Raw genomic sequence first — 12,343 nt, 5'->3', positions numbered from 1 at the left:
CTCTCCCACCCTCGTCGGGGCGGAGGCGGACTTTCCCGGACGGGCGGCGTTCATGCCGCCGCCGTGCCTACCGCCGAACGGTCAGGCGACCCGGGCGGAGGCGCGCAGCCCGAGGATCCGCTCGGTGAGCTGCCACAGCCGCTCCACCGCCGCCCGGTCGCCGACCAGGTGGGACGGCGCCGCCGCCAACAGACCCTCGTAGTAGCCGCCGCTCGTCGGCGACACCGGGGCGGTGGCCGCGTGCAGCACCGCCTCCGCACCGTCGACGACCGGGGCGCCCCCGCGCCCGTACGCGGGCAGCAGCCGGGTCCGCACCACGCCCGGGTGGACGTTCGCCACGGTCAGCTCCGCGCCGGTCCGGCCGGCCAGCGCCACGCCGAACATGGTGAGGGCGAGCTTCGCCTGGGCGTACGCGGCGATCGGGGAGTACCGGGCCGACGAGTTCAGGTCGCTCCAGGCGAGGGTGCCCATCCGGTGCAGGCTCGACGACACGTTCACCACCCGTGCCCCGTCGGCGGCGCGGAGCACCTGGACCAGCGACCGGGTGAGCAGGTACGGAGCGAGGTAGTCGACCTGCCACGACAACTCGTTGCCGTCGACGGTGAGCGTGCGACGCGGCGGACCGACGAGAGCGGCGTTGTTCACCAGCAGGCGCAGCCCACCGGGGCGGGCGGCGACGGCGGCGGCGACGGAGCGCACCTGGGACAGTCGGGCGAAGTCCGCGACCACCGGCTCCAGCCGCTCCGGGTCGACGCCGGACTCGGCGAGCCCTCGGAGGGCCTCCCGGCCCTCGCCGTCCGTCCTCGCGTGCAGCAGGACCTGCCAACCCTCGACGGCCAGCTGCCGGGCCACCTCGCGGCCGATCCCGCTGGTGGCGCCGGTGACCAGCGCGGTCCCGGGTACGTCGATCATGGTTCTCCTTCCGGCCGGTCCGGTGCCGGCGGTGACGGCGTCCCCCTGGCCGGTCTCCGCCTCGCGCGGTGGTCCGGCCGCGTTCACCCCGGGGGAGGGGCGCGACGGGTCCGGGTCGAACCGACGGGGACCCGTCGCGCACGCGGTGGGGGCGACGGGCTACGGGCGTGAGCCACCCGGTCGCGGGGGACGCTCGTGCGCTGTCTGGGCCACACGAGCCGTCCGTGCACCGCGTCCGGGCTCGTACATGCCCGCCGGGATGCCACGCTCGGACCTGGCCACCGTCGTCCTTCCCCACCTCGGTCGGGGGTCTGGCGCCCCGACGCCGTCCAGCACAGCGCGCCCGGGCCGGTCCCGGCAAGGATCTTCACGCGCTCGGTACGCCCGGCGGCCCCGATTTCACGCCGCCGATACGCGCCCGCGCGAGGCGCCTTGACCCGCCCGTGACCCCGGGATACAAGCGACGGGACGGCGTCCCGCCCGGCGACCCGCCACGACCGTGAGGAGCGACGGCATGAACTGGACCCTGGAAGTGGTGATCGTGCCGGTGTCGGACCTGGACCGGGCCAAGGAGTTCTACGCCGACCGGCTCGGGTTCGTGGTGGACCACGACACGGTGATCAGCGACGACGCGCGGTTGGTGCAGCTGACCCCGCCGGGCTCCGGCTGCTCGATCGTCATCGGCAAGGGCGTCGTGCCGGAGATGCCGCCCGGTTCGTTGAAGGGGCTCCAACTGGTGGTGCCGGATCTTCAGAAGGCGCGGGCGGAGCTGGTCGAGCGGGGCGTCGACGTCAGCGAGATCCAGGTGGTCGGCGCCAATCCCCGGCCGGTGCCGGACCCGCTGGACAACGTCGGCTTCGTGTTCTTCAGCGACCCGGACGGCAACGCCTGGGCGGTGCAGCAGATCTCCAGCCGGGCCTGAGCCCGTCGAACGGGTGAGCGGCGGGGCCAACGGGTCCGCTCGCCCGTCCGGCACCCGTAGCCTGCTCCGGTGGGCGGTGCGGGTGGTCCCGGCTCCGGGGTCAGGGTCGCCGCAACGGCGCGCCGGTCGAGCTGGCTGGAACTCTTCTTCGATCTGGTCTTCGTCGTCGCCGTCTTCGAGCTGGGTCAACTGCTGAACGCCGACCCGACGCTCCACGGGGTGCTGGTCTTCGCCGGTCTGATCACCACGATCTGGTGGCTGTGGTTCAGCTTCTCCTACTTCGCCGACCTGTTCGACGACGACCGCCCGCGCAGCCGTTTCCCGCAGCTGACCGCGATGCTCGGCGTCCTCGCCCTGGCCGCTTCGCTGGATCGTGGGGTGGCCGACGACGCCGTCCGGTACGCGGTGATCTACGGGCTGCTGCTCGTCCTGCTCGGCGCCCTGTACGCGGTGGTCGGGTGGCACATCCCCGAGGCGCGGGAGTTCTGCTGGTGGAACGCGGCCGGTTTCCTGTCCGGCGCGTCGTTGTGGTTCGCGTCGCTGGCGGTGCCCACCCCGGCGCGGTACGTCCTCTGGGGCGCTGGCCTCGCCGTCAACGCCGCACTGGCCGGGCCCCTGGCGTACGCCCGGGCGGGTCGGGCGCCGACCCAGCAGTCGCACATGCCGGAGCGGCTCGGGCTGTTCACCATCGTCGTCCTCGGCGAGGCCGTACTCGCGGTCGCCAACGGCATCGGTGAGACCGGCTGGCAGCCGGCGGCGGTGGCGGTCGGCATCGGCGGGTTCGTGATCGCCTGCTGCATCTGGTGGGTGTACTTCGCCTCGACGTTCGATGCCGAGGCGGGCAACCGGGCGGTGCGGGCCGGGCGGGCTCTGATCATCCGCAGCTACCTCTACGCGTACGGTCACCTGCTGGTGTACGGCGCGATCGTGGCCTCCGGCGTCGCCGTCGAGGTGGCCGCGCGGGAGGCGGTGCACGGCGGACACGGGGTGGCCGGGCCGCTGCTCGGCGGCGCCCAGCTGGTCCTGATGCTGGGCTGCGTCATCGTCTACCGCGGGTTCGACGTACGGGTGCGGCGGCGGGTCATGGTGGCCCAGGCCGGACTCGTCGTAGCGGCCGTGTTGATCGGACTCGGTGGCCTACCGCCGACCGTGACGGTGGCCCTCGTCGCGCTGGCGTGGGTGGTGCTCGCCCTGATCGAGTGGCACGCGCCTCCGGTCTGGCGGCGCTGACCGGGACCGGCCGCCGTTGCGGTCGTCAGACGTGGGCCGGACCGGGGGCGGCGGCCGGGGCGGCGGCGGCGAGCGCGGTCCGGACGGTGTCGAGCAGTGGCCGCTCGGGGTGGTCCATCCAGTGCTGGACGGCGACCCGCACGGTCGTCAGGAAGTGCGCCGCGAGGACCCGGGAGCGGAGCGCGACGTCGTCGCCGCCCAGCCGGGTGGCCAGCTCCGCCGCCGCCTCGCGCTCGATCGTCGCGTAGGCGGCGACCTGGTGGGCGGCCAGCCCGGGGTGCCCGCGCAGCTGCCGGCGGCGGGTCAGCCAGGCCGGGTCCGCCTTGAGGAACGCCTCCTCCGTCAGGCGCAGGGCCGCCCGCGACAGCACCGTCCAGGGCGCCTCGTCGGCGGGCCGTTCGTGGATCAGCTCCAGCAGCCGGCGTAGCCGCAGGGTGTCGCCGTAGAAGAGGGCCTCCTCCTTGTTGGAGAAGTAGTTGGAGAACGTGCGTCGCGACACGTTCGCGGTGTCCGCGATCTCCTCCACGGTCACCCGGTCGAGGCCCTGCTCGGCGGCGAGCAGCAGGGCGGCCTCGTGCAGGGCGAGCCGGGTCGCGGCCTTCTTGCGTTCCCGCAGCCCACCGCTCTCGTCCACGCGTCCGAGCGTACGTGACCGGCTTCTCAATGTGCAAACTTGCCGGATGGGCAAGATCGGTGAATGATTGCGTGAGGCAACCATCTTGGGTAGGGGAGGGAACCGTGGACAGCGGCGTGCGTGATCTCGGCCTCCGGCTGCAGGATCTGGTCCGCAGCGTCCGCCTGCTGCGCCAGCGCCGGGCCGACGAACGGCCGGCGGTCCCCGTCGGGCTGGTCGGCATCCTCCTGCAGATCGACCGGCTCGCCACCGGCTGCCACGCCCGGGAGTTGGCCGCCCGCACCCGGCTCGACCCGTCGACCGTCAGCCGCGCCGTCGCCGCGCTCGTGTCGCACGGCCTGGTCGAGCGCCGACCCGACCCCACCGACAAGCGGGCCAGCTTCCTGGCCGTCACCCCGGCCGGCCGGGCCGCGCTGGCCGACACCTACGGCTGGTACGGCGAGGTGCTCGACAAGGCGCTCGCCTGCTGGGCCCCCGGCGAGGTGGCCGCGTTCGCCGCCGCCCTCGACCGGTTCACCCACGACATCGAGGTCGCCCTCGCCACCCCGGAGACCCTCACCCTCGCCAACAACGACAACCTGGAGGCCGCGCGATGAGCGCACCCACCACCACCGCCGGCGCCGAGCCGATGAGCCACCGGCGGACGCTCGAGGCACTCAGCGGCCTGCTGCTGGTGCTCTTCGTCGCGATGCTCAGCAGCACGGTCGTCTCGACCGCGCTGCCGAAGATCATCGGCGCGCTGAACGGGTCGCAGACCCAGTACACCTGGGTGGTCACCGCCACCCTGCTGACGGCCACCGCGACCACCCCGATCTGGGGCAAGCTCGCCGACCTGTTCAGCAAGAAGGCCCTGATCCAGCTCGCCATCGTCGTGTTCCTGCTCGGCTCGATCGTGGCCGGCTTCGCGCAGAGCGCCGGCCAGCTCATCGCCGCCCGCGCCTTCCAGGGCATCGGGGTCGGCGGTCTGCAGGCCCTCGTCCAGGTCGCGATCGCGGCGATGATCCCGCCGCGCGAGCGGGGCCGCTACAACGGCTACCTGGGTGGCGTCATGGCCCTCGCCACCGTCGGCGGCCCGCTGCTGGGGGGTCTGATCGTCGACACGTCCTGGCTCGGCTGGCGCTGGTGCTTCTTCGTCGGCGTGCCCGTCGCGATCCTCGCGCTGGTCCTGCTCCAGGCCACCCTGAACCTGCCCACCGTGCGCCGGCAGAACGTCAAGATCGATTACCTGGGCGCCTCGCTCATCGCGGCCGGCGTCAGCGTGCTGCTGATCTGGATCTCGTTCGTCGACAGCTCGTTCGCCTGGGTCTCCTGGGAGACCGCGGCCATGGTCGGCGGCTCGCTGGTCCTGCTCGCCCTGGCGGTCTGGGTCGAGGCCCGCGCGGCCGAGCCGGTCGTGCCGCTCAGCATCGTCCGCCAGCACACCACCGCGCTGGCCATCCTCGGCAGCCTCGCGGTCGGCATGGCCATGTTCGGCGGCGCCGTCTTCCTCGGCCAGTACTTCCAGATCGGCCGCGGCTACAGCCCGACCGAGGCCGGCCTGCTCACCATCCCGATGATGGCCGGCGTGCTGCTCTCCTCGATCATCGCCGGCCGGCTCATCACCCGCACCGGGCGGATCAAGCCGTACATCGTGGTGGGCTCGATCGTGCTGGTCGCCGGCTTCGCCCTGCTCGGCACCATCGACCACGAGACCTCGCTCTACCTCGTCGGCGCCGCCATGTTCATCGTCGGCACCGGCGTCGGCATGACCATGCAGAACCTGGTCCTCGCCGTGCAGAACACCGTCGCGCTCAAGGACATCGGCGCGGCCAGTGCGAGCGTCGCGTTCTTCCGGTCCCTCGGCGGCACCATCGGCGTGTCCGTGCTCGGCGCGGTGCTCGCCCGCCGGGTCACCGACCAGATCACCCACGACCTGGCCGCCGCCGGCGTGCCCGCCTCCGGCGACGGGAGCGGCAGCAGCAACCTCAACATCACCGCCCTGCCCGACGCGGTCCAGCACATCGTCCGGGCCGCGTACGGCGACGCGACCGGGCACATCTTCCTGATCTCGGCCGCCATCGCCGTCGTCGGCGTGATCGCCGCGCTCCTGCTCAAGCCGGTCACCCTGCGCAACAGCCTCGACCTGCCCGACAGCGCCCGGTCGGCGGCCGTCGCCGCGGACGCGGTCGACGGGGCTCCCGCGATCGACCAGGTGAACGTCGACACCGCCCGGGAGGGCGCGCCGACCCGCGGCTGACGCGCGAGCACGATCCCGGGGCCGCTCCTGTCCGAGTGACGGGGGCGGCCCCGTCGTCGTTTCGACGGGGGCGTGGCGGGGGGCCCGACGCTGGCTGGCTGATCAGGGGGTCGCGTCGGGCGGAGGTTCCTCGTGCCAGCGGGCCCGCCAGGCGACCTCGTTGGCCTCGTGCGCGGTCTTCTCCTCCAGGACGGCGTCGTGCAGTGCACGCCGCGCGTCCGCGAACACCACCGCCTCGACCGTCACGAGGGCGACGCAGATGGCGGTGAGCACGGCGAGGGCGGCGAGCGCGGGCACGTGCTGGCAGGCCACGAGACCGCCGCCCAGTGCGGCGAGCGTGGCGAGCCGGGTCCAGGTGACCGTGCCCAGCGTGCGCAGTTGGAACGCCACGTCCGCGGCCAGGTAGAGCATCACCCCGCCGAACAGCATCGGCACGGCCGGGCCGTGGGCCGCCTCGCCGACTCCGCCCGCCGGGTCGGTGATCGTACGCACGACCTCCTCCGCCCCGATGGCGAACAGGATCACGCCGGCGATCATCGGCAGGTAGAGGTAGGCGTACGCGTCCCGGGCGATGGCGATGCGCGGACCGTTCTTGGCGGCGTGCAGCGCGATCCGGGCGGCCGGCCCGACGTAGTCGAAGTGCGCCCACCACAGCGCCGCGGTGAAGATGATGCCGAGCATCGCGGCCGGAATCGCCTCCCAGGCCACCGGCTTGCCGATCAGGTTGCCGCCGACGCCGACCGAGATCACCGACTCGCCCAGCGCGATGATGAGGATGAGGTCGTAGCGCTCCGTCCAGTGCTCCGCGGACGGCAGCTCCCAGCCCCACGTGCCGCCCAGCAGCCCGCTGCCGTACTGGATGACGACGACCGCTATCCACAGCCCGTCGCGTACCAGCACTGCCTGCTCCGGGTCGCCGATGTGCTGCGGGATCAGCGCGGCGACCACCAGCAGCAGGGTGGTGACGACGACCTCCGGGAGGAAGTGGAGCATCTTGCGGCGGGCGTGCGGCCTCGCGCGTACGGCGTGCAGGTAGAGCAGCAGGTGCACGACCCGGATGGCGACGTAGCTGAGCGCGACCAGCATCGGGCCGGCGATCCCGTGCCCCGGGTCGTCGAAGGCCTGCGGCAGGGCCAGCGCGAAGGTGAACAGCGCGGCCATGCCGAGGACCATCGCCACCGGGACGAAGCCCTCGCCGAGCCGGACCCGGCTGGCCACGACGCTGTGCACCACCCACAACCACCACAGCACGGCGAGGACCAGCAGCGCGTGCAGCAGCTCGCGACCGGTGACGTTGGCCGCGGTCGCCCGCGTGATGATGAAGAACGAGACGACGAAGACCAGGTCGAAGAAGAGTTCGAACTTGTCCGCCCGGGTGCCCGGTGCGATCGGTACGGCCGGCCCCAGGGTCCCGCGCCACCGGTAGCGACCCACCGGATGAGTGTGGCAGCGACCGATCCCGTCGCGCGGCGGTCCCGGCCGCCTCCGTCCGGCTGTCCCCTGTTCGGGGGTGCCCAGCGCCCGGACCGGGGGACACGGTCCGCGCGTTCGGTGCGACGCGCCGGGACGGGTCTTGACAGCGCCGTCGGGCGAGACCAAGCTCGTACTTGTCCTACTGGCGTAGGACAATAGAGAGGATCGTCTCGCGTGATCGAGTTCGTGCTGGACAGCCGGTCGAAGGTGAACACCTACATGCAGCTCGTGCAGCAGGTGCGGCAGGCGCTGCGCGTCGGCCTGCTGGTGCCCGGGGACCAGTTGCCGAAGGTCCGGGAGGTCGCGCAGTCGCTGGCGATCAACCCGAACACGGTGCTCAAGGCCTATCGGGAGCTGGAGCTCGAAGGGCTGGTGGCCGGGCGTCCGGGCGTCGGCACGTTCGTCGAGCGCACCCTGGCCGGCGCGTCCCTGCCCAACCAGGCCGAGCTGCGCGACGACCTGGTGGCCTGGCTGCGTCGGGCGCGGGCCGCCGGGCTCACACCCGAGGACGTGATCGCCCTGGTGGAGACCACCGTGCGGGCCGAGCTCGCCGACGAGACGCCGCAGCCTGAGCCCGCGCGAGCGGAATGAGAGGACAAAGATGGACGTGGTCCTGGAGGCCGAGCAGCTCGGCAAACGCTACGGACGCACCTGGGCGCTGCGGGACTGCTCCCTGCGCCTGCCGGCCGGGCGGATCGCCGCCCTGGTCGGCCCGAACGGCGCCGGCAAGAGCACCCTGCTGCACCTGTCGGTCGGTCTGCTCCGGCCCGACGCGGGGGCGGTCCGGGTGTTCGGCGAACGGCCGTACGACAACCTGACGTGTTCCGCCGAGGTCGGCTTCGTCGCGCAGGACACCCCGCTCTACCGGGACTTCAGCGCGGCGGAGCTGGTCACCGCGGGCGGGAAGCTCAACCGGCGCTGGGACGACGCACTGGCCCGCAACCGGCTGGCCCAGCTCGGCATACCACCCGACCTACCCGTCGGCCGGCTCTCCGGAGGACAGCGCGCCCAGGTGGCGCTCGCGCTCGCGCTGGCCAAGCGTCCCCGGCTGCTCCTGCTCGACGAGCCGGTCGCCAGCCTCGACCCGCTGGCCCGGCGGGAGTTCCTCCAGTCGCTGATGGGCAGCGTCGCCGACGCCGGCACCACCGTCCTGCTCTCCTCGCACCTGCTGGCCGACCTGGAGCGGGTCTGCGACTACCTGATCGTGCTCAACGCCGCCCGGGTGCAGTTGGTCGGCGGGGTCGACGACATCGTGGCCGAGCACCGCCAGCTCATCGGTCCCCGCCACACGGACGGCCCGATCGGCGGCGTCGCCGCGGTCATCCGGGCCAGCCACACGGACCGACAGTCGACGCTCCTCGTCCGCGTCAACGGGGAGATCACCGATCCGGCCTGGACGGTCCGCGAGGTCAGCCTGGAGGACCTGATCCTGGCCTACCTCGCCGACGGCGACACGAGCGCCAGCCACGCCGCCTGGGGGGTGCCGGCATGATCTGGATGGCCTGGCGACAGCACCGCAAGCAGGTGCTCGTGACCGCGCTCGGGTTCCTGGCCCTCGCCGCCCTGATGATCCCGATCGGGCTCTCGATGCGGCACACGTTCGATGAGCTGGGGCTGGCGGAGTGCGCCCGCAACCTGGGCGGCGCCGACGTCGCGGCGGCGACCGCGGACGCCTGCGAGCAGGGCTTCCACCGGTTCACCGACCGCTACCAGGGCCTGAACCTGGTGGCCGTGCTGCTCGTCGTCCTGCCGATGCTGCTCGGCCTGTTCTGGGGCGCGCCGCTGGTCGCCCGGGAGGTGGAGCAGGGCACGCACCGGTTCGCCTGGACCCAGGGCATCAGCCGGCGGCGGTGGGCGCTGGTGAAGTTCGGGCTGGTCGGCATCGTCGTGCTCGCCGCCTCGGTGCTCTACGGGCTCGGCATGTCGTGGTGGGTCGAGCCGCTCACCACGGCCGCGCGGGAGGGTCGGCTCGGCTTCATCGTCTTCGACCTCCAGGGCGTCGTCCCCATCGCGTACACCCTCTTCGCCGTCGCGCTGGGCATCTTCGCCGGCACCGTCGGCCGCCGGATGCTGCCCGCGATGGCCATCACCCTGTTCGGCTACATCGGCGTACGGGCGGCGGTCGCGCTGCTGGCCCGGCCGCACTTCCAGCCCGCGCGGACGCTCACCTTCCCGGTGCGGGGGGAGGGGGAGCCCGAGTCGATTCACGGCGCGTGGATCCTGGCGAACGAGGTGCGTAACGCCGACGGGAGCACCGTGCTGGCCGACGGGACCGTCCGCTGCCCCTCGGAGCTGCCGCCGGGCCGGGAATGCGGCGCGGAGCTGGGCCTCCAGCCCGGCGCCTACAACTGGCAGCTCTATCAGCCGGCCGACCGGTTCTGGCCGTTCCAGGGCATCGAGAGCGGCATCTTCGTCGCCCTCGCCCTGATTCTGCTCTATCTGTCCGTCCGGACGATCCGCCGGATCGCCTGACCGGGCGACGGGGGCGAAGGCGGCACCCGGGGGTGCCGCCTTCGCGCGTCGTCCGTCACCGGTCGTCGCTCACCGCAGGAAGGGCAGCCGCCGCACCAGGCCCAGGCGGGCCCAGAACCGACCCAGTCCGAGGGTGTCGCCGGCGGCGGTCAGGGCCAGGACGGCGAGCACACCGGCGTAGATCAGGTGGTCGTCCATGAACGGGTTGTTCTCCGGAGGCAGGACGGCGGTCCACATCATCACCAGGAGCAGCGCGCCCGCCCCGGCGGCGATCCGCAGGCCCACACCCAGGATGAGCGCCGTGCCGATGGCGGCCAGACCGGTCATGAAGAGCCAGTCGGCCCAGGCGGCGCCGGCGAACGACCGGTAGACGTCGGCGAACGGGCCCGAGACGGCGTGGCCGAGGAAACCCTCGGTGGGGCTGCCACCGTTGATCCAGGCCTTCGCGCTCGCGGTCTCGTGGCCGAGGCCGAACATCTTGTCGAGGAACGCCCAGAGGAAGGTCCAGCCGAGGGCGAGGCGCAGCCCGGCGAGGACGTAGCGGGTGGCCTTCGCCCTGGTCGTCTCGGTCGGAGGCGTGACCTGCGTGCGGGCGGTGCGGGTGGGGGTCCGGTTGATGGTCGGGCGCTCGGCGATGGCAGTCATCTCGCCGCTCCTCTCAGCTCTCGTCTACACCCCCATTCCACCCGTCCGGGGACCGGTGACAGCAGTGCCGGGGGACCGGGGACGGCGGGACCTTCGACCCGTACCGATCGGGACGTCCGGGCGGGTGGGGCGGGTCAGGCGAGGGCCGGGACGACGGCGTCGATCAGGTGCGGGCCGGGGCGGGCGAGCGCGTCGGCGACCTGCGTCGCGAGCTCCTCCGCCGTCGTGGCACGGCTCGCCGGCACCCCGTACGCCTCCGCCAGCCGGACGAAGTCGATCTGCGGGTCGGTGAGGCGGAGCAGGGTGCTGCGGTCGGGATCGGTCCCGCTCGGCAGCGGGTCGAAGTGGCGCCACTCCTCGCGCAGGATGGCGTACGAGTGGTTGTTGAGGATGACGTTGGTGATGTTCAGGCGCTCGCGCGCCTGCGTCCAGAGCGCCGAGATGGTGTACATGGCGCAGCCGTCCGCTTCCAGCGCGACCACCGGTCGGTCGGGCGCCGCGATCGCCGCCCCCACGGCCAGCGGCAGCCCTTCGCCCATGGCGCCCCCGCACTGCAGGAGCACGTCGTGTCGGGGGCAGCCGCTGGTGGCGGCCGCCAGGGCGGCGCCGGAGCTGATCGTCTCGTCGATGACGATCGCGCGTTCCGGCAGGAGCGCGCCGAGCACCTCCGGCCAGTTCTCCAGCGTGAGCGGGCCGGACGGGAGCGTCGGCCGCCTGTTTGCGGCGACCGCGGGTGGCGTGGCCGGCGCGACGAGGTCCGCGAGCTGGACCAGCGCGTCGGCCGCGTCCTGGCCGACCTCGGCGAGCACGTGGCTGGCGGCGTCGGGCGGCACCAGACAACTCGGCTGGTGCGGGTACGCGAAGAACGACACCGGCGCCTTGGTCCCGACGCTCACCACGTGGCGCACCCCGCCCAACTGCGTCAGCACCTGCTCCGGGTAGAAGCCGAGGCGGGGAAACGACGGAAGGCCCGCGCCGTGTTCGACCCGGCTCGGATAGAGCTCGACCAGGACGCGGGCGCCGGTGGCGACGGCGATGCGGCTGGCCGCACAGAGCCCCGCCTCGCGGGTGGCCGGCCCGCCGATCACCAACGCGGTCGGCTCGCCTCGTCGCAGCAGGTCCGCGACCTCGGTGACCACGTTCCGCTCCACCGTCGGCGCCGTTCGCGGCGGCACCGGGGCGGCGATCACGCCTCCCTCGGTCCAGGAAACGTCCGCCGGCATGATCATGGTGGCGATCCGTCCCGGCGGTTCCAGCGCCGCGGCCAGGGTGGAGGCGGCGTCGGGGCCGGCGCCGGGGGCATCCTCGGGCCGGCGGACCGGCCCGCGCAACCAGCCGACCAGGGTCGCGATGTCCGAGTTCAGTGGCGGGTCGTACGCCTGGTGGTAGGTAGGGTGGTCGCCCACGATGCTGACCACGGGCGAGTTGGCCCGGCGGCTGTTGTGCAGGTTGGCCAGCCCGTAGCCGAGGCCGGGCCCCAGGTGAAGCAGGGTGGCGGCCGGTTTGCCGGCGATCCGGGCGTAACCGTCGGCGGCGCCGGTGGCCACGCCCTCGAAGAGCGCGAGCACGCCCCGCATCCGGGGCGACGACTCCAGCGCCCCGACCAGGTGCAGCTCCGTGGTGCCGGGATTGGTGAAACAGACCTCGACACCGGCCTCCGCCAGCGTGCCGAGCAGCGATTCGGCACCGTTCACGCGTCACCACCCTCAGCCGGTCCTCGTCGGCGGCAGACTATCCACGCAGAACCCTCAGAGGCGGCGAAGATGCATATAACGTAATCCTTCGGGTGTCGCACCGACGCCATCGAACCGACGGGGTG

12 protein-coding genes are annotated in these 12,343 nt (G+C 73.0%); 7 read left to right on the top strand and 5 right to left on the bottom strand.

Going from position 1 to position 12,343, the window contains the following annotated elements:
- Nucleotides 1-81: 81 nt before the first annotated feature.
- Nucleotides 82-912 carry an SDR family NAD(P)-dependent oxidoreductase gene (locus GA0070620_RS12160; RefSeq protein WP_091590171.1) on the bottom strand — a complete coding sequence of 277 codons (831 nt, stop codon included), beginning with the start codon at nt 910-912 and terminating at the stop codon, nt 82-84.
- 514 nt (nt 913-1,426) lie between these two features.
- Between GA0070620_RS12160 and GA0070620_RS12155 the strand changes: the two genes are divergently transcribed.
- Together GA0070620_RS12155 and GA0070620_RS12150 are read left to right on the top strand one after the other, a co-directional pair.
- Nucleotides 1,427-1,834 (top strand): VOC family protein, encoded by a 408-nt coding sequence (locus tag GA0070620_RS12155; protein ID WP_091590168.1) that lies wholly within the window; start codon nt 1,427-1,429, stop codon nt 1,832-1,834.
- 69 nt (nt 1,835-1,903) lie between these two features.
- The gene (locus GA0070620_RS12150; RefSeq protein WP_091590166.1) at nt 1,904-3,064 is read left to right on the top strand and encodes a low temperature requirement protein A; all 1,161 of its coding nucleotides are present in this window, start codon (nt 1,904-1,906) and stop codon (nt 3,062-3,064) included.
- Between the two features lie 25 nt (nt 3,065-3,089).
- Here the strand turns inward: GA0070620_RS12150 and GA0070620_RS12145 are convergent, their stop codons facing one another.
- Complete coding sequence (locus GA0070620_RS12145) at nt 3,090-3,698, bottom strand: TetR/AcrR family transcriptional regulator (RefSeq protein WP_091590163.1); 609 nt, start codon at nt 3,696-3,698, stop codon at nt 3,090-3,092.
- Between the two features lie 104 nt (nt 3,699-3,802).
- Between GA0070620_RS12145 and GA0070620_RS12140 the strand changes: the two genes are divergently transcribed.
- Both GA0070620_RS12140 and GA0070620_RS12135 read left to right on the top strand, forming a co-directional pair.
- Nucleotides 3,803-4,294, top strand: a complete 492-nt coding sequence (locus GA0070620_RS12140; RefSeq protein ID WP_231922341.1) for a MarR family winged helix-turn-helix transcriptional regulator — start codon at nt 3,803-3,805, stop codon at nt 4,292-4,294.
- A complete protein-coding gene (locus tag GA0070620_RS12135; RefSeq protein ID WP_091590157.1) occupies nt 4,291-5,934 on the top strand; it encodes an MDR family MFS transporter in 1,644 nt (547 codons plus the stop codon). The genes GA0070620_RS12140 and GA0070620_RS12135 overlap by 4 nt, the downstream gene beginning before the upstream one ends.
- A 102-nt stretch (nt 5,935-6,036) precedes the next feature.
- Here the strand turns inward: GA0070620_RS12135 and GA0070620_RS12130 are convergent, their stop codons facing one another.
- Nucleotides 6,037-7,368 (bottom strand): low temperature requirement protein A, encoded by a 1,332-nt coding sequence (locus tag GA0070620_RS12130; RefSeq protein ID WP_091590154.1) that lies wholly within the window; start codon nt 7,366-7,368, stop codon nt 6,037-6,039.
- 213 nt (nt 7,369-7,581) lie between these two features.
- On the opposite strand from GA0070620_RS12130, the gene GA0070620_RS12125 reads away from it, so the two are divergent.
- Genes GA0070620_RS12125 through GA0070620_RS12115 form a run of 3 tightly spaced genes read left to right on the top strand, consistent with a single transcriptional unit; the run spans nt 7,582 to nt 9,879 of the window.
- Nucleotides 7,582-7,998: a GntR family transcriptional regulator gene (locus tag GA0070620_RS12125; protein WP_091590152.1), complete on the top strand. Its 417-nt coding sequence runs from the start codon at nt 7,582-7,584 to the stop codon at nt 7,996-7,998.
- A gap of 10 nt (nt 7,999-8,008) precedes the next feature.
- Nucleotides 8,009-8,899 carry an ABC transporter ATP-binding protein gene (locus GA0070620_RS12120; RefSeq protein WP_091590150.1) on the top strand — a complete coding sequence of 297 codons (891 nt, stop codon included), beginning with the start codon at nt 8,009-8,011 and terminating at the stop codon, nt 8,897-8,899.
- Nucleotides 8,896-9,879: an ABC-2 transporter permease gene (locus GA0070620_RS12115; protein WP_091590148.1), complete on the top strand. Its 984-nt coding sequence runs from the start codon at nt 8,896-8,898 to the stop codon at nt 9,877-9,879. Before GA0070620_RS12120 ends, GA0070620_RS12115 begins: the two co-directional genes overlap by 4 nt.
- A gap of 69 nt (nt 9,880-9,948) precedes the next feature.
- On the opposite strand, the gene GA0070620_RS12110 is transcribed toward GA0070620_RS12115, so the two are convergent.
- A complete protein-coding gene (locus GA0070620_RS12110; protein ID WP_091590146.1) occupies nt 9,949-10,524 on the bottom strand; it encodes a DoxX family membrane protein in 576 nt (191 codons plus the stop codon).
- 134 nt (nt 10,525-10,658) lie between these two features.
- A complete protein-coding gene (locus GA0070620_RS12105) occupies nt 10,659-12,218 on the bottom strand; it encodes an acetolactate synthase large subunit (RefSeq protein WP_091590143.1) in 1,560 nt (519 codons plus the stop codon).
- Nucleotides 12,219-12,343: the final 125 nt, after the last annotated feature.

This window comes from Micromonospora krabiensis, assembly GCF_900091425.1.
Taxonomy (GTDB): Bacteria; Actinomycetota; Actinomycetes; order Mycobacteriales; family Micromonosporaceae; genus Micromonospora; species Micromonospora krabiensis.
Note: the sequence above shows the minus strand (reverse complement) of the source record. Positions and strands in the feature narration are given on the sequence as shown.

What these genes read in the sequence shown, in the direction of transcription:
- GA0070620_RS12115 (WP_091590148.1), top strand. Translation starts at nt 8,896, where the DNA reads ATGATCTGGATGGCCTGGCGACAGCACCGCAAGCAGGTGCTCGTGACC.
- GA0070620_RS12110 (WP_091590146.1), bottom strand. Translation starts at nt 10,524, where the DNA reads ATGACTGCCATCGCCGAGCGCCCGACCATCAACCGGACCCCCACCCGC.
- GA0070620_RS12155 (WP_091590168.1), top strand. Translation starts at nt 1,427, where the DNA reads ATGAACTGGACCCTGGAAGTGGTGATCGTGCCGGTGTCGGACCTGGAC.
- GA0070620_RS12120 (WP_091590150.1), top strand. Translation starts at nt 8,009, where the DNA reads ATGGACGTGGTCCTGGAGGCCGAGCAGCTCGGCAAACGCTACGGACGC.
- GA0070620_RS12160 (WP_091590171.1), bottom strand. Translation starts at nt 912, where the DNA reads ATGATCGACGTACCCGGGACCGCGCTGGTCACCGGCGCCACCAGCGGG.
- GA0070620_RS12135 (WP_091590157.1), top strand. Translation starts at nt 4,291, where the DNA reads ATGAGCGCACCCACCACCACCGCCGGCGCCGAGCCGATGAGCCACCGG.